General features: G+C 65.1%; 19 protein-coding genes. 6 read left to right on the top strand and 13 right to left on the bottom strand.

Annotation, left to right across the window (positions count from 1 at the left end):
* Positions 1-458: IS1634 family transposase (locus ACQ5BE_RS17070; RefSeq protein ID WP_430298174.1), on the top strand; the 458-nt coding region annotated here is incomplete at its 5' end.
* Between the two features lie 83 nt (positions 459-541).
* Here ACQ5BE_RS17070 and ACQ5BE_RS17065 read toward each other — a convergent pair.
* The 5 genes from ACQ5BE_RS17065 to ACQ5BE_RS17045 all read right to left on the bottom strand — a co-directional run bounded on the left by ACQ5BE_RS17065 (position 542) and on the right by ACQ5BE_RS17045 (position 11797).
* Positions 542-1993, bottom strand: coding sequence for a DNA cytosine methyltransferase (locus ACQ5BE_RS17065; RefSeq protein ID WP_430298173.1), 1452 nt, complete (start codon positions 1991-1993; stop codon positions 542-544).
* Between the two features lie 83 nt (positions 1994-2076).
* Entirely contained in the window at positions 2077-7515 is a 5439-nt protein-coding gene (locus tag ACQ5BE_RS17060) for a type IV secretion system DNA-binding domain-containing protein (protein WP_430298172.1), read from the bottom strand.
* A gap of 1 nt (position 7516) precedes the next feature.
* Positions 7517-8992, bottom strand: a complete 1476-nt coding sequence (locus ACQ5BE_RS17055) for a hypothetical protein (RefSeq protein ID WP_430298171.1) — start codon at positions 8990-8992, stop codon at positions 7517-7519.
* On the bottom strand, positions 8993-11398 hold the full coding sequence (locus ACQ5BE_RS17050) for a hypothetical protein (RefSeq protein ID WP_430298170.1): 2406 nt from the start codon (positions 11396-11398) through the stop codon (positions 8993-8995). It lies immediately after the preceding gene.
* Positions 11399-11596: 198 nt separating this feature from the next.
* Positions 11597-11797 carry a hypothetical protein gene (locus ACQ5BE_RS17045; protein WP_208710458.1) on the bottom strand — a complete coding sequence of 67 codons (201 nt, stop codon included), beginning with the start codon at positions 11795-11797 and terminating at the stop codon, positions 11597-11599.
* An 85-nt stretch (positions 11798-11882) separates the two neighbouring features.
* Between ACQ5BE_RS17045 and ACQ5BE_RS17040 the strand changes: the two genes are divergently transcribed.
* Positions 11883-12728, top strand: a complete 846-nt coding sequence (locus tag ACQ5BE_RS17040) for an SDR family oxidoreductase (protein WP_430298169.1) — start codon at positions 11883-11885, stop codon at positions 12726-12728.
* A 30-nt stretch (positions 12729-12758) separates the two neighbouring features.
* Here ACQ5BE_RS17040 and ACQ5BE_RS17035 read toward each other — a convergent pair whose 3' ends face one another.
* Positions 12759-12989, bottom strand: coding sequence for a hypothetical protein (locus ACQ5BE_RS17035; RefSeq protein ID WP_430298168.1), 231 nt, complete (start codon positions 12987-12989; stop codon positions 12759-12761).
* 156 nt (positions 12990-13145) lie between these two features.
* On the opposite strand from ACQ5BE_RS17035, the gene ACQ5BE_RS17030 reads away from it, so the two are divergent.
* Positions 13146-13454 (top strand): hypothetical protein, encoded by a 309-nt coding sequence (locus ACQ5BE_RS17030; RefSeq protein WP_413248752.1) that lies wholly within the window; start codon positions 13146-13148, stop codon positions 13452-13454.
* A gap of 60 nt (positions 13455-13514) precedes the next feature.
* Complete coding sequence (locus tag ACQ5BE_RS17025) at positions 13515-14792, top strand: S8 family serine peptidase (protein WP_430298167.1); 1278 nt, start codon at positions 13515-13517, stop codon at positions 14790-14792.
* Between the two features lie 51 nt (positions 14793-14843).
* Here the strand turns inward: ACQ5BE_RS17025 and ACQ5BE_RS17020 are convergent, their stop codons facing one another.
* Genes ACQ5BE_RS17020 through ACQ5BE_RS17000 form a run of 5 tightly spaced genes read right to left on the bottom strand, consistent with a single transcriptional unit; the run spans position 14844 to position 20145 of the window.
* Positions 14844-15989 (bottom strand): M20/M25/M40 family metallo-hydrolase, encoded by a 1146-nt coding sequence (locus ACQ5BE_RS17020; RefSeq protein ID WP_430298166.1) that lies wholly within the window; start codon positions 15987-15989, stop codon positions 14844-14846.
* A 59-nt stretch (positions 15990-16048) separates the two neighbouring features.
* The gene (locus tag ACQ5BE_RS17015) at positions 16049-17107 is read right to left on the bottom strand and encodes a ketopantoate reductase family protein (RefSeq protein ID WP_430298165.1); all 1059 of its coding nucleotides are present in this window, start codon (positions 17105-17107) and stop codon (positions 16049-16051) included.
* A 7-nt stretch (positions 17108-17114) separates the two neighbouring features.
* Positions 17115-17900: an SDR family NAD(P)-dependent oxidoreductase gene (locus ACQ5BE_RS17010; protein WP_430298164.1), complete on the bottom strand. Its 786-nt coding sequence runs from the start codon at positions 17898-17900 to the stop codon at positions 17115-17117.
* A gap of 11 nt (positions 17901-17911) precedes the next feature.
* Entirely contained in the window at positions 17912-19228 is a 1317-nt protein-coding gene (locus tag ACQ5BE_RS17005; protein WP_430298163.1) for an MFS transporter, read from the bottom strand.
* Entirely contained in the window at positions 19225-20145 is a 921-nt protein-coding gene (locus ACQ5BE_RS17000; protein ID WP_344299178.1) for a polysaccharide deacetylase family protein, read from the bottom strand. The genes ACQ5BE_RS17005 and ACQ5BE_RS17000 overlap by 4 nt, the downstream gene beginning before the upstream one ends.
* A 225-nt stretch (positions 20146-20370) precedes the next feature.
* Here ACQ5BE_RS17000 and ACQ5BE_RS16995 point away from each other — a divergent pair, with 225 nt between their 5' ends.
* The gene (locus ACQ5BE_RS16995) at positions 20371-21438 is read left to right on the top strand and encodes an Lrp/AsnC family transcriptional regulator (RefSeq protein WP_430298162.1); all 1068 of its coding nucleotides are present in this window, start codon (positions 20371-20373) and stop codon (positions 21436-21438) included.
* Between the two features lie 11 nt (positions 21439-21449).
* On the opposite strand, the gene ACQ5BE_RS16990 is transcribed toward ACQ5BE_RS16995, so the two are convergent.
* On the bottom strand, positions 21450-22451 hold the full coding sequence (locus tag ACQ5BE_RS16990; RefSeq protein WP_430298161.1) for a sugar kinase: 1002 nt from the start codon (positions 22449-22451) through the stop codon (positions 21450-21452).
* Entirely contained in the window at positions 22448-23131 is a 684-nt protein-coding gene (locus ACQ5BE_RS16985; RefSeq protein WP_430298160.1) for a bifunctional 4-hydroxy-2-oxoglutarate aldolase/2-dehydro-3-deoxy-phosphogluconate aldolase, read from the bottom strand. The genes ACQ5BE_RS16990 and ACQ5BE_RS16985 overlap by 4 nt, the downstream gene beginning before the upstream one ends.
* A gap of 126 nt (positions 23132-23257) precedes the next feature.
* On the opposite strand from ACQ5BE_RS16985, the gene ACQ5BE_RS16980 reads away from it, so the two are divergent.
* The gene (locus ACQ5BE_RS16980; protein WP_430298159.1) at positions 23258-24805 is read left to right on the top strand and encodes a succinic semialdehyde dehydrogenase; all 1548 of its coding nucleotides are present in this window, start codon (positions 23258-23260) and stop codon (positions 24803-24805) included.
* The last annotated feature ends 22 nt before the right edge of the window (positions 24806-24827 follow it).

The following is a 24827-nucleotide window of genomic DNA, read 5'->3' as shown; positions in this document are numbered from 1 at the left end:
CGCGGACCCCGCGCTTCGTCAAGACCACCGGCGGAAAGCCCACCCTGGATGAGGCCTCACTTGCCCGTGCCCGCGAGCTCGCCGGGCTCAAGGGCTACGTGACCAACATCCCCGCCGCCCTCATGCCCGCCACCGAGGTCATAGGCTCCTACCACGACCTCTGGCACGTCGAGCAGTCCTTCCGGATGAGCAAGACGGACCTGCGGGCCAGACCGATGTTCCACCGCACCCGCGACGCGATCGAGGCCCACCTGACCATCGTCTTCACGGCCCTGGCCGTCTCCCGCGCGGTCCAGGCCAGGACAGGGCTCGCGATCGCCAACGTCGTCAAGCAGCTCAGGCCACTGCGCTCGGCGACCATCGCCATCAACGGCACTGCACAGACCTTCGCACCCGACGTTCCAGCCCAGCAGCAGGCCATCCTCGATGCCATCCACCGCCCGAAACTCACGCACTAAGCAAATGAGCCAACTCGGGATGCGTTCGACGGGGAGCGGCCGCCCCTGCGTTTCGGGCCGCCACACCTGAGGCGATTGAGCGCCTAGACAGCCACGAGGGAGTGCTGCTCAAATTGTCCAGAACTGACCGCCGGAGACTCCTCATTGGCCCGGCCAAAGGCCTCTAAATGAGCCTTCAGCATCCTGCCAACCGCATACGACTGCCAGGGCGAAACCGCGTTTCCAACTTGCGTGTACTGCGGGACTTCGACCCGTCGACGGTGTGCACCCGTTGTTTCCTTCCCCATAAACTCGAAGTTGTCAGGAAATCCCTGAAAGCGCGCGAGTTCACGAACCGTAAAGGTGCGAGATTCGGCGGGATGCACATAGTCGTCGGGCAGCGATACCACTGTGCGCGCAGGCTTTTCAGGGTCAAGCGCTTTCTGGCTGTGCTTCCGAGTGCCAAGAAGCAACATGAACTGGATGAGCGCAGCCTCGTCATGGATCTTATGTCCAGCGTCGTTGGCGTCAGCCTGAAGAACGACCGGATACTCCACCTCTGCGAGGAATGGACTTGCGACCTCCACAAAGTCTTTCTGAGTCGCAGCGATACGCGACAACAGGAGCCGGTCTACACCAGCCCGCTGCATCCAGCGATAGAGGGAGAACCGGTTGACGACTCGTTCTCCGTGGCGACGTCGATTCTGGTTGGGGACCTCGCCGCCCGCTGCTCGCCGAACGGCTTCGCTCAGTCCACCGAGACGCCTGAGGTACTCCGCGTTCCGGTCTTGTCCCGGGATCAGCCTCCAGTCGCTGAGGTCCGAAATGGCATCGCGAACGGTCCAGACCTCATCACGGCGAACTGTTGGCCGCGGCGCAAGAGCGGGACATTCCGTGAGCTCATCCACGAACGACGAGCGCCACACCTCATCAGTGACGCCAATCTGGAGTTGATCAGCGACATCCCGGCGCAGGGCAATCAGCATAAGCCGGGGACGATGCTGAGGAGCCCCATAGTGCATCGCGTTGACCTGAACGGGCTGGACCGCGTAACCAGCCGAGCCTTGCTCGGCAAGAGCTGTTCGCAACTGCGAGAATGAAGACTCCTCACCAGGCTCGAAGCTGTTGCCCATACCGACCACGTTCTCGATCACGACGGCCTTGGGCTCGGTCACATCAACGAAGTCAAGGTATTCCCACGCAAGACGATTGCGAATATCGGCCTTGTTCCGTCGGCCAGCCATTGAAAAGCCCTGACATGGCGGCCCACCGACGACCACGTCCAGAGCCGTCGAGCGGAGGGAGGCCATGATCTCGGGGGCGCCAAGCACATCGGCCAGCGGCCGCACGATCACCTTGCTCTGCACCTGCTCCGCGAGGCTCGCAGCCACGTAGCGATCCCACTTACGAGGATCAGATGCGTCTCCCACATAGTTGTGGAAGAACGTCCGAGCAGCCATGTCAGACTTCTCGACCGCGGCGACCAGAGCTCCCCCCGCCCGCTCCATCCCCAGCGACAGCCCTCCGCATCCAGAGAACAGGTCAACGAACTTCATGATTCGAACATATCTACGAACGCCATCTTCTGATTCTCACACCCGAGCCCACCGCATGTCCAGGCGACACGCAACTAGCAAGCCTACAGGCGGTCCAACTCGTAGTATGGCGTGACCCGAACGATCTTCGGCTCCGCGCAGCCGAACGACATGTACAGCACCTGATGCTTGTCGAACGCGGGGATGCGGTCGGTGGTCTTGTCACTCACGCCCTTGAGCCCGAGATTTCCTAGCTGCTTCGTCGACACGCTCGGCACCCTGTGGATGACCCACGTCCTAAGGGGCTCTCCGTAGTTGAGCTTGCCTGTATCGAAATGTGAGAGGTATTGGCTGGACAGCATGACTCCGAAGCCGAATTGGCGCCCCTGCAGCATGAGGTCCATCAGCACCGAGAAGTTGTAGCGCATGATGTTGACTGCCTCGTCCACAACAAGGAATGACTTCAAGTAACGAAGCTGTGGTTGAGAGCCCTGAAACGGCGGCTTGGTGGAACGGATCATGTGGTCGTAGTAAAGGTTTAGAAAGAGTGCCACAATCGCATTCTTTGCGTCTTGGTCCTGCCCCAGCTTGTCCAGCGCAACGACGAGAACACGGCCTGTCAGCAATTCCTGGAAACTACGTAGATTCTCTCGATGGTAATCGAAGATCTCCCCGTAGACGAACGTCTCAAGGATGGAGGAAACAGCGTCGGGCTTTCCCTGCTCTTCGAGATACAGATCGAGGACATCGGAGAGGAGCGGCTCCCTGCCCTCCTGGAAGATGTCCCGGATTACCTTCTTGAGGACACTGGCCTGAACGGGCCCGATGCCGCTATAGATCTTGGAGAGCGTATCGACGAACGCTCCGGCCTGCTGATGAGGTTTCCTCGAGTATTCGTCCGTCACTGGCATGAAGACATTGAGAGGCATCCTGTAGGGCCGGAGCACAATTCCATTAACGCGGTCCAGAAACTCCTGATGCTGGAAGTCGCCCTTGTAATCGAAGATCAGCACCGACGTCGATTCATCTGGTTGCCGTTCGGCTGCCTGCGAGCGAATCTGACTCAGAAGCGCCTTGACGAACTCGGTCTTGCCTGTGCCAAGGTCGCCGACAATGCCGACGTTCATCTGAGTCAGGCCCGTATTGCTCGGCCAGAAATCTATGGCCGCATGTCCAATGGAATCCAGAGCGTGGCCGATATTCACCCTCACACCATCCCCGACGATCCCCCCAGCAGATTGGCCCGGCTCCCGCTCTGTCACAGGGGAACCCGTTGCCTGACCCGTGAGCGCTTCCCCGGGATCCATATTGGTAGTCAAGTTCTCTCGGTGGTCGTCATCCGACGGATCATCCTGACCCTGCCGAAGACTCGGATCGTCGCCGTGGATCGGGCTTTCGGATCGATCGAGAAGGTCATTCCAGGACTCGATCAGAGCAGACTCAGGGTCTTCGAGGGCAGCAAAGACGGCCCTCGTATCGGCCACCATACCGACGGCCCCAAGTTCGCGACTGCCCAGCCGTCCGGAATAGTAGCTGCTGGCTCCTGAGCCGTCACCCAGATAGTCGAAGTAGGTCAGGATCGGGCGGCCGGCTCGGACGGCCATCTGGCCTCGCGCGACCTTGTCCAGCCTGTCAGACAGAGTTGCGGACTGCTCGTCGGCGGCGGGCTTAAGCTTGATTGCCGTTTCTACGAGAGTCGCAAGGGCGTTGAACCAGAGCGCCCGATCGGCACCGTCTTCAAGGGACCCGGCGGTGTTCTCAATCTCCTTAACAACCTTCAGACTGGATGCGAGTTGCTCGAGCGAATCATCGAATGCCGAACTCTCAGCCGATGGCAGCTTGTGGGCGGGTCCCGCGGCGGACTTCAATCCGTAGCTCTTGATCTCCACGGGCGAAATGACGACTTCTTCATCTCCGAGTTCCAACAACAGCAGGTCTGCACGCCGGTAGTCCTGACCGTGCTCGGCACCGCCTGCCAGAACCCTGAGGAAGTAGTCGGCCGCGTCGACAGGGATGACCAGCCTGCTGGCTCCGCGCCCAGGGGCACGGTCGAACAGTTCAAAGGCAAGGTAGAACCCCAAGGCGCCAGCCACGTGGGTGCCTCCGAGCGAAAGCAATGAAGCCAGTCCGACTCCGCGCCTTCCCAAGGTTCGCTGGACTCGCTCTTTCAGAGAGTTCTTCTGCGCAGGTGAATCACTAATCACCCCGGCAGCTTTGACCAAAAGATGTTCTAGCTCGTGTCCGAACGCTTCGGGTACGCGAGCGATTGAAATATGCGGGCGCCTCTCTATCAGGGCGGCCCTATCCTTCACTCGCTCGAAGATCGGTGGACGCCACTCCCATAGCATCTTCTGCCCGGCACCGAATTGATCCATCATGCCAGCCATGACTGCGGGGGTGATGTGGGTTTCTCCAAGCACCGTCCAGTCGGCCGACTCATCGGCAAGAAACGCGGAGACCATCCCTGAATGTATCGCTGGCGAACCGCCTTCCAACTGCTTGAGCGCCGCAACGAACGGCGTCTCGATTCCGCCGGAAATCGCCGGAAAAGACGGGCTCTCGTACGCGCCGAAGGACTGACCGTGGGCCTCAAACCGCCTGAGGGGAACCTCCGCCACTGTCCCCTTCGCCAAGCCCTCGACCGAGATCCTTGCGGTGATTCCGGCTCCCTCAAGGAAGCGCAGGTTGCAGGCGATAGGGCGCGACGGGTCATGCCGGTACCTTGACCACGTCACAAGCAGTTCTCGATTCTCACGAACCATCCGAGTTACATCATCACGTGGTGGTGCTCCATCTCGTAAGACGGAGTCGTAAACGCGGATACCACCTTGGAAGGACTCCTTCGCCGACCAGTCCCGCGCCATTCTCAGAACAGCACTGTCAATCTCTGTGACGCGGTTTGCTGGCTCTGAGGCCGCAAGATCGACCGTCAAAGTCGTCGCATGCGGGTGCATCCTCCTGAAGGATCGCAGCGCGGCATCGACGCTCGCCCCATTCAGCCCTGTCGCCGCAGTTCCAGGCGCCAGATAGTCGCCGATTCGGGCCGGTGACTTGAGGGCGATGCCCTCGTCCGACCCAGCAGGGACCAGGACGGACCAGCCCAAGAAGATCTGGTCTTCTCCGGCGTCCGACGGTATGGCGATCATGTGACGGTTCTTCTTCGGACCTGGACCGGTCACCGGGAAGTTCCAGCCCTCGATGGTGCCCAGGAGTTCTCTGGATCGGGCCGAAGCGTCAAGGACCGACTCGCTGCCAGCGAGCCAGGCCAATCTCACGGGATGCACAGGGCTTAGCAGAACGGCACTACAGTGATAGCCCTGCTTAACGTCCCAAACGCTGAGAGAGAACGGATATGCCGCCCAGAACCGCATGGCGTGGTTAGGCAGGGCCGAGGCCGCGCGCACGAGGTCTGCATATGCCATCAGGTAATCGTCGAGCCGCGAATCCTGCCACAGTTCCCTAACGGAAGTCCTCGAAGGCCACTCGTACCCCAAACTTGAGGCTCCTGCTTGCCTGCCGAGTATTCTGGGCAGTTCCAGCGCTTCGAACGCCTCCCGGAACCGACTGGCCTCCGGACCATTGATGAACGGGTCGTCGAACGTCAGGTTCATCAGATGAGGCTGTAGAAGCGCCCGAGTTTGATTCGACATCAGGACGGCCCCCGCCCACTGAGGGGTTGCGCCGTCCAGAGAACAACTCAGGTCCGAGGGCATTACTACATGGCCCAGCGACTGCAGGAAGTCACGGTCTCCAAGACAAACGGCCTCGGCCAGACGCGCTTCGTATTGTCCGCGGATAGACGATTCAACGTCGGCGCTCGGGCGCTCAGCGCTGATTGGTTCCTTCAGCGCTGCGGCGATAATCGCCGACTGTTGGCCCTTTCCTGCAGCAACGGGGCGAACACGGAAGGTGTAGTCACCAGCTGAAAAATCGTTGTCGGCCCCGGCACTGAACTGGGCCGTCCGGACCTCGGACAGGACAGGATGAGCAGGTACGGGGTTGCCATTGAGAGTGACAGCGGCCTCCGCATCTGCATGCCACAGCAACGCCTGATAGCCATACTCGTTCGGGACGACCTCGACAGTTGGTTCCAGATCCTCTTCCGACGACTCGAGAACGGTGGGTCTGCCGAGGGCGCCATCTTTCCGGACGGGAGCGACTATCAGGAGTACCTCCTCCGCAGACAGGAAGTACACCTTGACGCCCGGCTTGCCAGGAATCCGGGAGGCGAGTACGTGCGATCTGTTCACGTGCAGGACAACCGAAGCAGCACGGAAGGGTGCCGCGTTTCGACCCGTTCCAGCGGGACGGTGGAATCGCCCTCGGATTCGCAGCTGGCCCGGCTCTACTGAGATCCCTTCCGTTTCCCATGCTCCGGCGCCCTTGGGAACAACGTCGATGCCGCACAAGTCGAGCGGCACCACGGTGTCCGCCGGACCAGTCCAGGAAACGAGGATGTCGATTTCCGCGGACGTGGGCCGTCGGCCCACGAGTGGATCCGTCGCCAGCGGAACGATGAACGGCGTGGTTAGAGAATCGGGGGTGAGACGGAGGTTCCCCCTCCCGACCAGATCCATGGTCAAGTACGCGTCGGATGCCGTCCCCGAGGGATCCACGAAATCGGCAACGCTGATCCGGGACAGGACATCGAGTCGTTCCGGGCTACCTGCGACCCATGCAACGAGCCCTGACTTGGGGTCGCCGGTCTGGAGGACAGCCTGGTTATACCCGTCCGCGGTGACCGCGCTGAAGGACGGGTCGTCCGTACGCATGGCGATCTGGGCCAACGACTGCTTGAGCGAGTCTTCGTCCGCCCAATACTCATGGAAGGCATCCGCGACTTCGCGAACAACACTCGGCGCGCTCTTCGTCACGGTCGCGGGCCGAGGGAGGCCGAAGGACGCAAAGCACCACCTGTCCATGAACTCTGAAAATCCTAGCTCGGAACCTTCGCTCACCTGTGTTTTGAAAACTTCGGCCAAATTCCGCAACGCCGATTCCACATGACGGAACCATCGCACGTTCCAGCTGCCGACGCCTTGCTGATCCGCCACGTGGAGCACCCGCAACATCCCCAGACACCGCTCAAGAACTTTGATCGCATCATTGTCCGGTTTTGTATCCAGGCCAGCTTCAGCGCCGAGGCGTTCAAGGAGGATCCGCGCGACCTCGCGCAAGCCCAATCGGTCGTTAGCGGCGTCAGGGTAACTCGGGCCAGCTACTTCAGTGAACGTCTGAAGGAAGGATGCCAGATCCGGCTGCCGTCCGTACACCACGGCGAGGCGATCTCCTTGGCGATAGCGCACCGACTCTTTGGCCGACACGACCACGACTTCACTGCCGGCAGACTGCTGGCTCGCAGCTGCATTGATTAGGATCGCAAAGGGGCTAGGGGCGGTGGGGCGCGCAATGTTGGCAGCCCGGACGATATCCACAGCACTGGCAAAGTCAATGCCATCGGGAAGATGGAAGAAGCTCAGCCCGTCAATACCTGCAAGTGCCTGCCCCAGGGCTCCAGCGAGGCTCGCCGTCCTGTCGGTCACGTCAGAATGCCCTTTCCACAATCACCGCATTGTCTGCATCAGCGCTTCCACGCGCCATGCCCGCCCGCTCAAGGAGAGACACTAGGTCCCCCAGTTCTGGGCGCATGCCCAAACGACCCAAATCGGCCAAGACATCGCCGACCGTGCACTGACGCGATGGACCGTCGCAAGCAAGGCTCGCGACGACCGTCACCCATTCGGTGCCCGGGTCGACGAGAACAAACCGCCGACCATGTGACTTCAGTATCCCGTAATAGTCGGTATAGGGACCGCTCGCCTCACGGACCTGCAAGCCATACTTAACTGTTTCGTGAACAGTCTTGCTCCTGTCCGTGCTGTCGGCCAACGATTTCACGAGACGTTCGACATGCCCTTTTTCGCCGGCCAGTTCCCTCAGGAATTCCGTCGCAGGAATCTCGCTAAGCGACCGCTTCTGGGAATGCTCCTTCATCCGATCGAGCAAATACGTGCGTACTTTTTCACCACGCCGGAGTCGATGTTTTATAAGGGATGCAACATCGCGTGTCGTCACCGTGGCGCGGCTCGACTGCCATGGCAGAGGCGGACTGACGGTGGCCACCAGTTCACCGAACGTGGGCGGAACGGAAGCGTCGATGATGGCAGTTGCGAGACGTTCGTACCACGCCGCCTCCCACAGGAATCCGAGCCCCATCGTCAGTCGAAGGATAGTGGTGGCCCAATCGACCCAAACCCTCGCAGGGAGGGCATCGACCCATCCATCCGAGGTCAGGGTCTTCCAGACACGAGCGAACCATTCGAAGGGCGTATCCGGGAACAAGCCCGCCCATTCACGAGCATCGCTATTGCCGAGGTCGCCTTCCCGGGGGACATAGCCGTCCCGAAGAATACCTGTCATGACAACCCTGTCAATTTCTCGCAACACAGGATCGCTCGCAAGACGCACCCCTACTGCTTTTCGCCACAGACCGCTCGCCGAACACTTCGGGTCGTCTACCTCATGATGTCCCACGGCGAACATCGCTTCGAGGATCTCAGCGAAGTCTGGCGGGTTCTTCTTGACGAGAACACCTCTCGCGTCCTGAAGGAGTGCGAGCGCCGGCGAAAGAGGACTTGCGGGCTGGTTACCGGTCTTCTCTACGCGAATGCCCAGAACACTGCGGGCGACCGCATCACCCAGATCACGCGGAGGACCCTCGATCGCAACCTTCAAGTCTGGTGAACCCTGGCTGAAGAGGTCGCCAAGCCGATCGAGCCCCTCGCCTTTCGGGAATGTAGACCTGACATCCACAAATTTGCTCTGCTTGGAATCGGCCTTGTACATGTATCCCGTCGCCTTTCCAGAGGCCGCAATACTCCCACCTTCACCAATGGGGTCCGCGTCCGACCTTCGTTGAAAAGCGCGATGGGCCAACGAAGAAATCAAAAGTTCCGGTATGGAAAAATACTCAGGCCGGTTGAAAGGAAGCTTTAGGTGCACGGCGGACGGAATAGACAACTATTTGCCCTTCTGTGTTATCAGGGTCACAATCTTGCTCTCTCGGCCCTCAGCAATACGCAGTTGGGTGTCGGAAAGGACATCGCTGCGAAGATGGACAGCGCGAATTCGCTCGAGCCGCGGTGAAGTCGCATCTACGAGATTCGTGACACCCGCGTGGTCATCTACACAGGCAAGCGCCTCGCGAACAAGGGCGAAATCGAGTGCGATCCGCCCCAATTCCTTGCCCTGCCTTTCGAGCAGGACCACCGTCTGATCCGCAGCGACCGGCATGGTCTTCATCTCAAGACTCGGCATGAGGATGGCCAGCTTCCGCGATTTTGCCCACCCCAGAATAGGCTCGGCTCGGCTGTCGAACAGTGGCAGCAGAGATTCGTCGGTACCTCCGCCCGGCTGCCGCTGGGGACGGATTAGAGTCCGTAGGGACTTGGACAGGGCCTTCGGGATGTTGGGGGCGAAGTAGGCGGCATCCAAGAGGACACTCACCTCGCGTCGAAATGCAGATATGCCGTGAGCCACGGCGTACAAGCGCATGAGATAAGAGCCATACCAGCTAATGGCGTCCAGCCGGTCGTTCTGCTTCAGCGAGTTCAGCCCCATCAGCTCGACGTAGGCTTTGTCGACGGACTCGTCGAAAGGCTGCACAATGGCTTCGAACGTCTCCGCTCTGTCCGCTGCGCGGAGGATCGCCAAAGGCGAGCTCTCGCTGTAATGGCTTGCGAACGCCTCGTTTATCGGCGTCGCCCACCCGCTCGTCGGATCTGTAGGCGCGTTTCCGGGGATTGCGTCCTTGACCGGATCGATCAGACGCGTCAGCCGTAGGACAGGATCCCGCCGCGCTGCTTCGACCTCAGCCATTCCACTGCCCGCTCCGAACATTGCCTGCGTTCCCCGAAGGCATGCAAGCTTACGCAGCCGAGTGAAGTTCTCGACGGGACCTTCTGTTGGCTGATGCAGAGCGATGAACTCCTCCAACTCAGTCCGACCCATTCGGCTTGGAGCTTCACCGACCACGACCCTGCTGATCAATCCCCATAGCTCGCGGTATGTGAAGCGCAAACCGGAGGCCATTTCGGCGGACCGGCCCAAGGTCAGTATCGAGGAGCGAACGGCCGGCTGCTGAAGCATCGCGACATTGGCTTGCACCGGATCGGCCACCATGCGACTCCCCCGTGATGTGGACTCCAGCATCTCGGCGACCTGCTCAATAAGATCGTGAGACGGCGATGCTGCCCGAGGCAACGAACTACGCGCGCCGAGTGGCGTGATGCTGTGGGGGACAGCTACAACTCTTGCCCGACGGCCGACCTCAACTTCCGGGACGGGCTCGAACAGCGAACACTCATCCACATAGACTGCCAGCACCTCCGCCTTCTCACGGCCTACATGCTCGAGGAGTCCGGACCGGATAAACCTTGGAGTCGTCTCAGACGTTATAGTCCAAGCAGACTCGTCCCATGGGGTGTCGGCGAGCCACCGAATGACGCACGCTCCAGCCGAGTCGACGAAATTCTCGGTCACCGGATGACCAGTGAGCGCTGACAACTCCTCTATGAGAATTCCTCGATTGACGCAAGCCATCAGATGCATGGGCCGCGCCCCGGGAACAGCAACCATCTGGTCTATGTCTGTGGCGAGCGGGGCAGATGACTCTGCGTAGCTTCCGATCGTCGCATCATTCACAACTAGAACATCAGCTGAATCGCCCGAGTATCTGTATGTACGGTGGGCCAGTCCGTCGTCATGCCGGCTGACCAGATGCAGACCGGCCACAGCTCTCGCACTCGCATGCGACTTGCCCGCACCTGGGCCACCTACGAGAAACAGGAGTCTGGGAAGGTCCGCTGGTCGACTTTCGCCGCGAAACCAGTCCAGTGCTGCGTCGACGCCGGCCGCACTGGCAGCTACTGGCCAAACAGCATCAACGGCATCGTCGGGTCGAGCTGCAACGTCCGTTCCGCCAGTTGCACGATCCCAGAACCCTGAGAACAGGGTGTATGGGCTCTCCTCTTCCGCAATCGGGTCAGACAAGATCGTGCCTCCTGAATTTGATAGTGCATTGGCAGCCTCGAGTGCGACCGGTGGAAAGTCAGCGGGGACCTGAGATGCCTGACGGACGCCGAGCGAATTCTGAATCGCAACCCGCAGGGACTCTTGAACGTGACTTCGAGGCTTGTAGCCGACGACATATGGCCGGCCCATTTCCCACAGCACGTGGCTGATGTTGCAGAACTTGAACTCTATCGAACCCTTGCTTCGGCCTGTTTCGGCTTGAACCCTGCGGTTGTGCTCGATCTTCGAATAGCGCTCTCCGCGGAGTTCGCTATCCAACATGGACCAGTACGCGCTCAACAAGGATTGCGTTTCCTCTTCAGTCCAAGGCCCGCTCAGCGCTTCTACCCCCACAGTGGTTCAACATACACCGACGCTCCGACATCGGAGCACAGGTGCTCAGTGGGTGAGACCACTGCCGAATAGTGCCGTGCGACCGCCGTGGCCTAGCGCATGGAAACGTGATTGCCTTGGAGAGCGTGGCGTCCGCGCAAAAGGACCGGACCTGCGCAGGATTGCGACGAAACAGCGGCGTTTCGGGGTTCTCGGCCCCTACTTCCCCTCCGCCTTCTTCCGCCGCTCGACCTCCTCGCGGTGGCGGCGGATCTGCTCGTGGATGAGCCGTTCTTCCTCGGTGAAGCGGAGCGCGTTGGCGTCGTCGACTGAATCCCGTGCACCGTCCACCTCCTGCTTGGCGGGGTACTCGACGTCGTCGTCGGTGGGCTCGGGGGCGGCGCTGCGCTGCTCAGTCATGGGCACACTGTAAACCCGCTCTTCCAAGGCGGGTATAGGGGCCGTGGTTGCGATTTGGTGTGGTTTTGAGCGGTAGTCTCGCCCCATGAGCGACTTCCCCAGCCTCGGCATCACCGGCGTCACGGGCGCGATCGGCGGCGAGGTCGCCCGCCTCCTGTCCAACGACGGCATCTCGCTCGTCCTCCTCGCGCGGACCCCGGCCAAGGCACCCGAGCTGCCGCGCGCCGTCGTGCGTCCCGCCGACTACGGTGACCGGATGCTCTGCGAGCGCTCGCTCGAGGGCGTCGAGGCCGTGTTCATGGTCTCCGGCCGCGAGAGCGAGAACCGCATGGACGAGCACCGCAGCTTCATCGACGCCGCCGTGGCCGCGGAGGTTCGGCACATCGTGTACACCTCGTTCATGGGGGCCGCGCCGGACGCGACCTTCACCCTGGCCCGCGACCACTTCGCCACCGAGGAGTACATCAAGGACACCGGCCTCGCCTACACCTTCCTGCGCGACTGCCTCTACGCCGACTTCCTCGAGGCCATGGTGGGGGACGACGGCGTCATCCGCGGCCCCGCGGGGACCGGCGCCGCCGCCGTGGTCGCCCAGCAGGACGTCGCGGAGTGCGCCGCCGCCGTGCTCCGGGATCCCGCGGCCCACGCCGGCGTCACCTACACCCTCACCGGCCCCGAGGCGCTGACGATGGCGCAGGTCGCGCACATCATCTCCGAGGTCCGCGGCACGCACGTCACGTTCCACGACGAGACCGTGGCCGAGGCGTACGAGTCGCGGAAGAAGTGGCCCGCGCCGGACTGGCAGTACGACGCCTGGGTCTCCACCTACACAGCCATCGCCGCCGGGGAGATGGCCACCGTGACGGAGGACGTCGAGGACCTCACCGGCCACCGCGCGCGGAGCCTGCGGGACGTGCTGCGGGGCGAGTAGCCTCAGCCGTTCGTCTCAGCCGTTCGCGTTTCAGCCGGCAGGATGGCCGTGGCTGCAGGTCTCCTGGCCCGGCAGGATGTCGTGGCCCTGGATGCAGGTCCTCGCGGGGGCCACACGCTCATGCCCCGGGGTGAAGAAGAGGCTGCTCGGACCGTTGGCGATGCCGCTGTTCTCCCGTCCGAGCCACCCCTTGTGGGTGCGCCGCTCCGCCGGCGGCGCCTCTGCGCTGGCGTCGGACTTGTGCGCGAATGGATTCTTCATGACGCCCACCGCCTCAGTGATCCGGCACCGGCATGCGCCGCGCCGATACCCCATGATAGGCGCGAGAAGGCACCGCAGAAGTGGCGGAATCGAAGCCTTCGCAGCGGCGCCCAGCGGGGGTATGGTGGCGCCACTGACTGCGGGAGGAGGCCCATGATGCCGCGGTTCCTGATCACCTACCACAACATGCTCTACCCCAACCCTGACTACGTCACGGCGAGCAGGAAGGCCCTGCGGGCCTGGGCCGATGAGAAGCTCGGGGACGCCCTGGTCGACTTCGGCTCTCCCCTCCTGCTCGGCGGCCAGCTGTGCTCCGGCCAGCCAGCGGACTCGGTCGAGATCTCCGGCTTCACCATCATCCAGGCCCGCTCCCTAGCCGAGGCACGGGACCTGCTCTCCGACCACCCGTACCTTGCCCGGGGGGCCACGATCCAGATCGACGAGTGCGTCGAAGTCGACATCTGAAGGTGCAAGAGCCCGGGAGCGCTGCTCGCGGCATAGACGTCCATTGAGGGGAGTACGGCTATGAAGAAGGCGTTCATCGCCAGTGTTGCGGCAGCGGTCTTCGCGTTCGGACCGCTCGCGCTCGCGCCGGCAGCCGGGGCGGCCTCTCCCCCGCCGGGCGCCAGTGCGCCGAGCGTCGACGGGCCGATCGCGTCCGGGCAGATCCTGGTCAAGTTCCGAGACGCGGGCGCGGCCGACGGCGTGCTGCGCCGGCACGGGCTCAGCGACGGGCCCGCCGTGGGCAGCACGGGCGCCCACCTCATCAGCGTCCCTGCTGGCGCGGAGCTCCGGCTCGTCCAGGCCCTCCGCAACAGCCCCGCCGTCGAGTACGCCGAGCCGGACGCGATCGCGAGCGCCACCGCCGCGGGAGACCCCGACTATGTCCCCCGGCAGTACGCGCTGCACAACACGGGCCAGTCCTTCACCAACACCGCCGGGACCATCACCGTGGCCGGCGGGAAGCCCGGCGCCGACGTCGACGCGGTGGACGCGTGGACCGTCACGAGGGGCGACGGCGTCAGGGTCGCCGTCCTCGATTCCGGTGTCGCTGCCGACAACGACGACATCTGGCCCAAGGTGGTGGCCACCGCCAATCTGAGCACCTCCTCGACTCTGGACGACATGTACGGCCACGGCACCCACGTGGCCGGCATCGTCGCAGCCTCCGACAACGGATACGGCGTCACCGGTGTCTGCCCCGGCTGCCTGATCCTGGACGGCAAGGTCCTCGACGACAGCGGCTACGGCACGTCCTCGGTCATCGCACGGGGCATCGACTGGGCCGTCAGCAACGGCGCACGGGTGATCAACATGAGCCTGGCCATGCGGTTCTCCTCCAGCACGCTCCAGACCGCCGTGAACAACGCGTGGAACAAGGGCGTGGTCATCGTCGCGGCAGCCGGGAATACCGGTGCCCAGTCCAAGATGTACCCGGCCGCCTACACCAACGTCATCTCAGTCGCCGCCACGGACAACACCGACACCATGGCGTCCTTCTCGACCTACAGCGGCAGGTGGGTGGACGTCGCGGCACCGGGCGTCAGCGTCTACTCGACCTTCCCGAACCACCACTTCGCCCTGCAGGACACCTACAACCGCTCACTGGGCTACGACATCGGCAGCGGCACATCGATGGCCTCGCCGATCGTCGCGGCCACGGCCGCCCTTTCGCTGAGTTCCCACCCGGGTGCCTCCAACGCCCAGATCCGGCAGTACGTGGAGTCCAGCGCCGACAGGATCGCGGGCACCGGAAGCGACTGGATCTACGGGAGGGTCAACGCGAACAGCGCGGTCAAGTAGGTTCGGATTCAGCCGCTTACCTTGGATGTTGCTGCCTTCAGCGGCCCGCGTTCACCGCGCGCCGGCGTCTGCCGCGACCTCCGGCTCGCGCAGGACCAGCTCAGGCGAGCTTTCCAGAACGGCTAGCAGCCCGCTGGCCAGACACGTCCGCTCGAGCATGCCGTCCACGCTCACCCACTCGTTCCTGGCGTGCGCGCCGTCGCCCACCGCCCCGAGGCCGTCGAGAACCGGCAGCCCGAGGGCTGCGGCAAAATTGCCATCGCTGGCTCCGCCCACGAAGGCCTCGGACAATTCAGTGCCCAGTTCCTTGGCCGCAGCTTCGGCTGCGGCAAAGAGCCTCCCGGTCTGCGGGGAGCGCATCATGACTGGCCGATTCCACTCCCCTGCCACTGACAAGGTCGCGGCTGGATGGCGAGTCGAGAGCGTGTCCAGTATCCCGGTGATGCGGTGCATCTCGTCGTCGGAGGAAACCCGGACGTCCAATCTCGCCCTCGCCCTGCCGGCCGTCACGTTGGTCCTGGTACCTCCTTCAACGATCCCGACGTTGACCGTGGTCCCCTTGGCGAGGTCCGTCTGGGCGTGAAGGTGGAGGATAAGCCGTGCGATTTCATCGATGGCACTGACGCCAGCATGGGGGTCGAGCCCCGCGTGGGCCTCCAGCCCCTCAACAGCTACTTCGAAGATGCCGACTCCCTTGCGAGCAGTCTTCAGGGCACCTTGGGCGCTTGCTTCGAAGACCAGCACCACGTCTCCGCGGGCGGCCTCCTGTTCTATGACCGGTCTGGACGCCGGGCTCCCCAGCTCCTCGTCACCATTGAGGACGAGGCGCACATTCGGGCGCGGAAGCCCCAGCGCGCTCGACGCCGTCATGGCCCAGACGAGCTGTACGAGGCCAGCCTTCATATCGAACGCCCCAGGTCCGGTGAAGCGGTCACCCTCGACTGTGGCGGGCCACTCCCTCAGCGTGCCCGCTGGCCACACGGTGTCGTAGTGGCAGAGAGCCGTGATCCAGAGATCCGACTCTGTTCCAGACGGGTAGTCGAGCACCACGGTGTCGCCCCATTCGCCGCCTTCGAACATCGCGCGCGCGGCAGGGGTGCCGAGACGGCGCTCCAGCCACCCCTCGCTCCAGGCCAGCCCTGAGGCGAGCAGTGCCTTGTCATCCGATGGGGTCTCCTGGGAGACGTATGCGGCCAAATCGGCCACCATCTCCGTACGCCGGGGCTCGAGCCAAGCTTTGAGATCTCGAATGGCACTCATCGCGCAGCGTTCTTCCCGGCGAGGGAGACGCTCTCGCTGACGGCAAGGGCCATGCGATCGAGGTCGGTCAGGTGCGCCTCATCCATGCTGCTTCGCCCGTTCTCGAGTTCCCGGATCGCCGTCACCAGTTCCTCGACCAGCGGAAGCGGCACGCCACGCTTGGCGCCCATCTCGATCACGGGACCGTAGTGTGAGGGGATTTCGGTGCCGCGATGCCGGACAGCAATGTCCCGCCAGATGCCCGACCGCGTCTTGCTCTGGGTGGACAGCCATGTGACCAGATCATCTGTGGCGGCAGAGTTCTTCTTCGGGTCTGCTCCCCGAACATACGCGGCCGGGTCGAAGGCATCGAATGCCTCGAGGACAATGCCCTCCGCCGCCGCGAGATCGAACACCTCTGCCGCCAGCTCGTTCATCGCGGGCCGGTGCCGGTCGATGAGCTCATGCATGTCAGCGTCCGCAAGGGCTGTCGCCGCCAGCATCGCCCCGAAACCCAGCTTCGACCAGAGGAATCCCGCCACGTTGTCCGTGACCCTCGGCTCACCCCAATGCCGGAGATCCTCTGCCAGCTCGCGAACGCGCTGGCTGGTGCCGCCCGAGTATTCGCCCAGTGCCATGGCTCCGATGCCGCCGTCATTGATGACGCCGGGTTCGAGCACGTCGGCGAAGAGATCGACGAAGGCTGCCACGGTCCTGTCCGCGCCGACGTGCTCGGCGATCGTCGCCTCGTTGAGCCCGTTCTGCAGGGAGGCGACATACCCGTCGCGGCTCAGCCTCGGTGCGATCCACGCTGCCGCTTTGTCAGTGGCCTGCGCCTTGACCGCGAGGAGCACTCGGTCGAGGCGAGCCGGAGCATCCTCGAGGGTGTAGGCGGGCACACGTGCCACGAGGGTGTCCGACGGGCTCTTGATCTGCAGGCCGTTTCGGCGGATCGCCTCGACGTGCTTGGGATCCGCGTCCACCACCTGGACCGGGACTCTCTGGGCATCCAGATGGGCTGCCAGAGTGCCGCCGATGGCGCCGGCGCCAACTACTGTGTAGGGATTCTTGGTCATCATTTCCTCAGTTGTCTCGATTGCCGGATCCGCTCATGGAACGCGGCGTCCAGTGGAGGGGCAGATTCATGGCGCCAGCAGAGGAGCCGCCGTCGACCCGCAATGTCTCGCCGGTGATCCACGCAGCCTCCTCCCCGGCGATCCATACGACAGCTCGGGCAATGTCGTCGGGCTCGCCTCTCCGGCCCAGAGGGTTTCCCGAGACTGCTGCCGCATATTCCTCGGTGACCGGGTTGGCTGTGCTGTTCACGGTGACGAAGCCGGGGGCCACCGCATTCACCCGGATCCCGTAGGGGCCAAGTTCGAGGGCCGACGCCTTGGTCACCATTTCCAGGGCTGCCTTGGATGTCGAGTACGGCGCAGCGCCGGGCCGGGCACGCAGGGCCGCCCCCGAGGAGATGTTCACGACGCTTGCCCGTCGCCCGGATTGCACGGCCCGCCGGGCCAGAGCCACGGTCGCGAGCAGCGGCGCCCTCGTGTTCAGGTTGAGCACGCTGTCCCAGCTGTCGGCATCCAGCGAGAGGAACGGCGTTGCCGGATAGACTCCCGCGGAGTTGACCAGAACATCCACGGGCGCAACCGACCATGCTTCGGTCACCATGTCTTCCGGTCCGTCTGGAGTCCGGAGGTCCGAGACGACGGCTCGGACCTCCTTCGCGCCAGATCGGGCGCACTCATCGGACGCGGCCTGGAGCTGGGCGGCATTGATGTCGACCACCGTCAGGCGGCAGCCGAGACCTGCGAAGCGGACCGCGGTCTGACGGCCGATGCCGCTGCCGGCTCCGGTGACCACAACATGCCGGCTCAATCGAGTTCCTTGCCCTTGGTCTCCGGCATGGTCAGGTAGACCGCGACGCCGATCGCGGCCGCGATGGTGCAGTACAGCCAGACGAATCCGCCCAGGCCGCTCGTGGTCATCCACGTGGTGATGTAGGGGGCAGTGCCACCGAAGACGGCCACCGCCAGGGCGTACGGGAGGCCGATGCCAGTCGCCCGCACTTCTGCGGGGAACTGCTCCGCCATGATCACCGCGCAGTTGCCCGAGTAGCCCAGCAGCAGGATGATGCCGACGACCTCGATGAACAGCAGCATCCAGAAGTTGCCGTTGAGCAACGTGAAGGCGGGCCAGGAGAAGAGCAGGAAGCCAGCGGCGAAGGCTGTGAGGGTGGGCTTTCGGCCGATCTTGTCCGACAGGAGACCGGCGAACGGGAGCAGGACGAGGAACAGTGCGACCGCGATGAAATTCGCGAGCAGCGCCTGGCTCAGGGGGATGCCGGTTGCCACCGCGGCGTACGTGGGCATGTAGGAGACCCACATGTAGTAGAGCAGCGTGCCGGCAATGGTGATCCCGAACACGCGCAGCGTCGCCTTGGGGTGCTGGACGAACATCGCGAAGACAGGGTTGCGACGACGCTGGCCGGACTCCTCGACGCGGGCCTCGGCCTTGATGAAGGAGTTGGTTTCCGCCACGGAGGAGCGGAGCCACAGGCCTACGAGGCCCAGCAGCGCTGCGGCGATGAACGCCGCGCGCCAGCCCCAGCCATCCAGTGCTTCCTTGGGAAGGCTGCTCGTGACGATCGCGCCCATGCCAGAGGCCAGCAGAACGCCGGCGCCCACCGAGACCTGCTGCCACGAGCCTGCGAACGCCCGACGACGGGGCGCGGCATACTCAACGAGAAACGCCGAGGAGGAGCCGAACTCGCCGCCAGCGGCGAAGCCCTGGACGATCCGGGCCGCGACCAGGATGAGCGGGGACAGGATGCCGACAGCCTCGTACGTCGGGGCGATGCCGATGACGGCGGTGGCGCCGGCCATCATGCCGATGGTGAGCACCAGGCCCTTCTTGCGTCCCTTTCGGTCGGCATAGGCGCCCATGATCGCGGCCCCGACCGGCCGCATGACGAAGCCGACGGCGAAGATCGCCAGCGTGGCCAGCAGGGCTGCGACCGGGTCGCCGCTGGGGAAGAAGTGGTGGGCGAACACCGAAGAGAAGGTGGTGTAGACCGCCCAGTCCACCCACTCGACGGCATTTCCGATGCCTCCGGCGATGATCGCCTTGCGCCCGTGGGCAGTGAGCTTGGTTTCGTCTGCTGACACCATCGTCAGCCGCTGTGTGCTCATGAGATACCGATCCTCGAGGTCAGTTGGGCGGCAACGTGCGTTGCCAGGTCTTCATGGGTTGCCAGCCACACGCCGTCGTGCGTGCGGATGTACGTCATCAGCTCTTCCAGCACGAGCAGGCGGGAGCGGTGGCCGATGATGTGGGGGTGGAGGGTGAGCTGGAAGACGCCGTTCTCGGCATAGGCGGCGTCGAACTCGTCTTTCCAGATCTGGATCAGCTGCCGCGGCGGCATATACGGGCGGAGACCGGTGTAGCGATCCATCATCAGGTACGGCGCGTCGTCTCGGATCCACTCGACGGGTATCTCGATGACCCCGGTCTGCGCGCCGTCCGCCAGGAGCTCGTACGGTTCATCGTCCGCCATGAGCGAGGAGTCATAGAGGAATCCGAGCTCCCGGATGACGTCCAGAGTGGAATCCGAGAAGTCCCAGGAGGGCGTCCTGATTCCTGTGGGCCTCTTGCCCGACTGTTCGTGCAGTACGTCTGTCGCACGGCCGAGGAGATCCAGCTCCTGGTCCTTGCTGAGCAGGGTGTTCCTCTCGTGGATCCACCCATGGACCCCGACCTCGTGGCCGTTGTCCACGTACATCGGAACTTCCTCCGGCCGCAGCAGTGCGCACACCGCAGGGACGTAGAAGGATGCTGGGGCCTCGTAGCGGCGTAGCAGGTCAAGGATCCTCGGAACGGCCACCCGCGCCCCGTACTCGCCCTGCGCCATGCGCCCCGGCGAGGTCTCGCCGTCGCGAAGTGAGGGGGTCTCGTGATCGGAGTCGAAGGACAGCAGGACTGCGACCTTCGCGCCGTCTTTCCAGCGCAGGTCCGGATCCGGGTGCAGGAGCGGCTGACCGGCGCGGATCTTGTTGACATCGCCGCGCCACTGCGATTCGGGCCATCCCCACGGCTCTGACCGTGTCATTGGGTGGTTCTCCTTCCAGACCGTAGGTGCGTCGCCTGAGAGCGGGATGTCGCTCTAGGAGCCAGTGACGCAGCTCTCACCTCATCCACGGTAGGCCCTATCGTTCCCGTCGACAAGGATAATTGGGAAATTCATCCATATTTAGCAGCTTGAGCGGTGTTTTCGACCCATCGGTGCCGGTAGATAGAGGTACCCTGAATCACGACACTGAGACGGGTGGAGGACATGACTGCAGTTCAGACAGAGCGCGAGGCAGCGCAGACGCCCATCAGGAACGGGAGCTCGCGCCTCGATGAGACCGACCACGACTTGGTGGCCGCACTCCAGATAGCGCCGCGGGTTCCGGCCAACGCCCTGGGAGAGATCCTCGGCGTGCCCACGAGCACTGTCACCCGAAGGCTCAAGCGGCTCCAGGACGAGCGGCTGCTGAAGGTGGTCGGAAGGTTCGCCTGGCCCCTGATCCTCTCTGGCAACCCTCAGCAGCTGTGGATCCACTGCCACCCGGGCCAGACGTTTCGGGTGGCCGAGCAGCTCAAGGCCTTTCCGGAGATCCAATACATCATGGTGACCTCCGGCAGCAGCGACATCTACGCCGACCTGTTCCCTCTCATCGGAACAGACCTCGACGAGCTCATCGGGCACAGAATTCCCTCACTCGAGGGGATTGCGGCCGTCGAGACGCGGCTGGTCCTTGATTCGCGGCGCGTCGGTGTCTCTTGGCGGCTTCAGCGCCTGAGCCCTGAGCAGAAGGACGCACTCTCCGCGCATGTCGTGCCCGTGAACCAGCCGGCCCTCCGGTCGACACGGGACCTGACCGACGTCGAGTTCCGTACCATGTGCGAGCTGGGACGCAACGCGCGGGCCTCCGCCGCAGAAATCGCCCGTACCCTCAACGTGGGCAACTCCACGGCCTACCGGGCCATCCAGATGCTGCTGACTTCCGGCGCGGTCTCTCCTCGCGTGGAGGTCGAGCCCGGCGCGGTCGGGTTCCCGCTCGCCGCCGTCGTCTCGCTTCAGCTCAAGCCGAAGCACATCGAGACCGTCCTCGAAACCCTCGGAGAACATCCCTCAGCCCGCATGGTGTCGATGGTCACCGGCAAGGCACCCATAGTGTTCCACGGCGTCTTCAGAGGCCCGCAGGAGTTCAGCCAGTTCCTCATGAAGGACGTCGGCGCCCTGCCCGGCATCCAATCCATGGACACCTGCGTGGGCCTCAGCATTCTGCGGCGCTACTGGATGGACCGCGACGGAATGCGGATCGGGGAACAGGTGGAGGGCCTCCTGAGGCGGTAGCGGCCCCCGCCCTACCGCTGCACCGGCTCCGTCGCGCCGAGCAGCGCGAGGTCCCGCCGCCGGGGCAGTCCCTCCCAGTCGCTGGGGACCATGCAGGCGAAGGCCCCGGTCGCGACGGCGGTCGCGAGCCGCTCGTCCACCCCGCGCCCCTCGACCAGCTCGGCCAGGTACCCGGCCACGAAGGCGTCGCCGGCCCCGACGGTGTCCACCACCGGGACCGGGATGGCGGCGCGCCGGTGCACCGCGCCGTCGACCAGCGCGAGCGCGCCCTCAGCACCCAGCTTCACCACGGCCTGGCCCGCGCCCAGGGCGACGAGGCGGCGGGCGGCGGTCTCGGCGTCGAACGCCTCCCCAGACTCCCCCGGCTCGCCGACGGCGAGCGCGGCCTCCTCGAGCCCGCCGAACACCACGCCGGCGAGCGGGATGACCTCGCGGTAGAGGGCGCGGGCGTCGGCGTCGCTCCAGAGGGACGAGCGGTGGTTCAGGTCGAACGAGACGGTGACGCCGGCGTCGTGCGCCACGGCCACGGCGTGCCGGAGGGCGGCCGCCGCGGTGGGAGAGATCGCGGCCGTGATCCCGGAGACGTGCAGGACCGCGGCACCGGCGATGAGGCGGGGGTCGACGTCGTCGGGCGTCATGCGCGACGCCGCGCTGCCCGCGCGGTAGTACGTGACCCGCTGCGAGACCGCGGTGCGGCGCTCCTTGACCATCAGGCCGGTCGGCGCGCCCGGGTCCAGCACGGCGCGCACGTCCACCTGCTCGGCCCGCACCTCCCGCGCGACCAGCTCGCCGAACGCGTCGTCGCCGAGCCGGCTGCACCACACGGCCTGCACGCCGAGCCGCTGCAGCCCGATCGCCACGTTCGACTCCGACCCGCCCACCCCCAGCCGCAGCGCCGACGCGTGCGCGAGCGGCCCCACCTCGTCCGGTGACATGAGCGCCATGGTCTCCCCCAGCGTCACCACGTACGGGACGTCCGGCACGGGACGCACGACGGCGTGCGGCTGGCTCACGCCGCACCGCCCGCCTCGGCGACGAGGCCGCGGAGCCGGCGCGCCCGGGCGGTGAGCTCCGACAGGTCCCCGCCCTTGAACGCGTCCCCGAGGAGCGGTCCGCCGAGGCTGACCGCGAGCGCTCCGGCGCGGATCCACAGGGGCGCGTCCTCGATCCCCACCCCGCCCGACGGGATCACCTGGATGTCCGGGAACGGTCCCCGGAGCTGGCCCACGTAGCCCGGGCCGACCGTCGCGGCCGGGAAGACCTTGACCGCGGTAGCGCCCGCGCGCCAGCCGGCGAGCAGCTCCGTGGGGGTCAGGCCGCCCGGGAAGACCGGCACACCCCGCGCCACCGCGGCCTCGACGATTCCCAGGTCCATGACCGGGGTGACGAGGTAGTCGGCGCCGAGGTCCAGTGCCGTAGCGGCCTCCTCGGGGCGGGTGACCGTCCCGACCCCGATCTCAAGGTCCGTTCCGAAGCGCTCCTTGAGCCGCGGCAGCTCGTCCCACACTCCGGGCGTGCTGAGGGTGAGCTCCATGCTGAGCACGCCGCCGGTCGCGAGGGCCTCGATCACGGCCGCGTACTCCGTGGCGTGCTTCGCGCGCAGGACGGCGACGACGCGGGTCCGCGTGAGGATCTCGGACGGCTGGGGGCGGAAGGCTGCGGGCTCGGCGGCTGTGGGATCGGTGGCTGGCATGCGGGTCCTTCCAGTGGTCCGGTGGGTTCGGTGTCAGGCTACCGGGGTTCCCCCTCAAGGCATCCCAGCCCCCTCTGGTTACCCGGCAGTAGCCTCGGCGCGCGCCACGCTCTACGCTTCTGTTGCATGACCACGCGCACGACGGCGCCCTCCCGCCCCCTGCCCGGCCTCGCGGCCCTCGCAGCGCTCGCCACCGGCACCGGACCCGCGCTCGAGGTGACGTCCCCGAGCGATGGGCGACCCCTCGGCGTCGTGCGCCAGGCAGACGAGCGCGAGGTGGAAGCGGCCGTCCGCGCCGCCCGCGGGGCCCAGAAGGGCTGGGCCGCCCGGCCTCCCCGCGAGCGCGCGGCCGTCGCGCACCGGTTCGCGCGGCTCGTGCTGGACCGGCGGGACCAGATCCTGGACCTCGTGCAGGCCGAGACGGGCAAGGCACGCGTCGCGGCCCTCGAGGAGGTCCTGGATGCCTCGCGCACCGCGGCCTACTACGGCCACTCCGCGCCCGGGCTGCTGCGCGCGCGGGCACGGATCGGCGCGCTCCCGTTCGTGACCAAGACGACCGAGCTCCGGCACCCCAAGGGCGTCGTCGGTGTCATCACGCCGTGGAACTACCCCTTCACCCTGCCGGCCTCGGACACGGTCCCCGCGCTGCTGGCGGGCAACGCCGTCGTCATCAAGCCGGACGAGAAAACCCCGTTCAGCGCGCTCCTCACCCTCCAGCTCCTCCGGGAGGCCGGGCTGCCGGAGGGGGTCGCGCAGGTGGTGGTCGGGCCGCGCGAGGTGACCGGGCCCGCCGTCGTCGACGCCGTCGACTTCGTCATGTTCACCGGCTCCACCGCCACCGGCCGGAAGGTCGCGGCGCGCTGCGGGGAGCGGCTCGTCGGCTTCTCCGCCGAGCTGGGCGGCAAGAACCCGCTCATCGTGCTCGAGGACGCCGACGTGCCCGCCGCCGCGGCCGGCGCCGCGCGGACCTGCTTCGCGAACGCCGGGCAGCTGTGCATCGGGCCCGAACGCATCTACATCCACGAGGCCGTGCGGGAGCGCTTCACCGACCTGTTCCTGCACGAGGTGTCCAGGCTGCAGGTGGGCCCCGGATCGTCGTGGGAGACGCAGGTCGGCTCCCTCGCCTCGCCCGCCCAGCTCGCCAAGGTGCGCTCCCACGTGGACGACGCCGTCGCGAAGGGCGCGCGGATCCTCGCCGGCGGCGCGCCCCGGCCCGAGCTCGGGCCGAACTTCTTCGCGCCCACCGTGCTCGCCGACGTCCCCGAGACCGCGGTGCTCTGCCGCGAGGAGACCTTCGGCCCGGTGGTAGCGCTCTACCCGGTGGCGAGCGAGGAGGAGGCGTTCGCCCGCGCCAATGACACCGGCTACGGCCTCAACGCGAGCCTGTGGACCGCGCCCTCGCGCGGGCGGGAGCTCGGCGCCCGGATCGAGGCCGGGTCCGTGAACGTCAACGAGGGATACGCAGCGGCCTGGGGCTCCCACGCGGCCGGGATGGGCGGCTGGAAGGAATCCGGAATGGGCCGGCGGCACGGGCCCGAGGGGCTCCTGAAGTACACCGAGTCCCAGACTGTCGCCGTGCAGCGGCTGCCGATCGCCCCCTCCGGGCGCATGTCCGCCGAGCGGTTCGCCGATCTTGTGACCGCCGGGGTGCGCATCATGAACCGCTTCCTCTGAGGCGACAGTCCCAGCGGCGGCA

Source organism: Sinomonas sp. B1-1 (genome assembly GCF_050474465.1).
Taxonomy (GTDB): Bacteria; Actinomycetota; Actinomycetes; order Actinomycetales; family Micrococcaceae; genus Sinomonas; species Sinomonas flava.
Note: the sequence above shows the minus strand (reverse complement) of the source record. Positions and strands in the feature narration are given on the sequence as shown.

Bases quoted from the DNA above. Each gene is read 5' to 3' on its own strand.
- ACQ5BE_RS17025 (WP_430298167.1), top strand. From the start codon at position 13,515: ATGAAGAAGGCGTTCATCGCCAGTGTTGCGGCAGCGGTCTTCGCGTTC.
- ACQ5BE_RS17040 (WP_430298169.1), top strand. From the start codon at position 11,883: ATGAGCGACTTCCCCAGCCTCGGCATCACCGGCGTCACGGGCGCGATC.
- ACQ5BE_RS16995 (WP_430298162.1), top strand. From the start codon at position 20,371: ATGACTGCAGTTCAGACAGAGCGCGAGGCAGCGCAGACGCCCATCAGG.
- ACQ5BE_RS17065 (WP_430298173.1), bottom strand. From the start codon at position 1,993: ATGAAGTTCGTTGACCTGTTCTCTGGATGCGGAGGGCTGTCGCTGGGG.
- ACQ5BE_RS17015 (WP_430298165.1), bottom strand. From the start codon at position 17,107: ATGACCAAGAATCCCTACACAGTAGTTGGCGCCGGCGCCATCGGCGGC.
- ACQ5BE_RS17000 (WP_344299178.1), bottom strand. From the start codon at position 20,145: ATGACACGGTCAGAGCCGTGGGGATGGCCCGAATCGCAGTGGCGCGGC.
- ACQ5BE_RS16980 (WP_430298159.1), top strand. From the start codon at position 23,258: ATGACCACGCGCACGACGGCGCCCTCCCGCCCCCTGCCCGGCCTCGCG.
- ACQ5BE_RS17035 (WP_430298168.1), bottom strand. From the start codon at position 12,989: ATGAAGAATCCATTCGCGCACAAGTCCGACGCCAGCGCAGAGGCGCCG.
- ACQ5BE_RS17005 (WP_430298163.1), bottom strand. From the start codon at position 19,228: ATGAGCACACAGCGGCTGACGATGGTGTCAGCAGACGAAACCAAGCTC.
- ACQ5BE_RS16985 (WP_430298160.1), bottom strand. From the start codon at position 23,131: ATGCCAGCCACCGATCCCACAGCCGCCGAGCCCGCAGCCTTCCGCCCC.
- ACQ5BE_RS17030 (WP_413248752.1), top strand. From the start codon at position 13,146: ATGCCGCGGTTCCTGATCACCTACCACAACATGCTCTACCCCAACCCT.
- ACQ5BE_RS17045 (WP_208710458.1), bottom strand. From the start codon at position 11,797: ATGACTGAGCAGCGCAGCGCCGCCCCCGAGCCCACCGACGACGACGTC.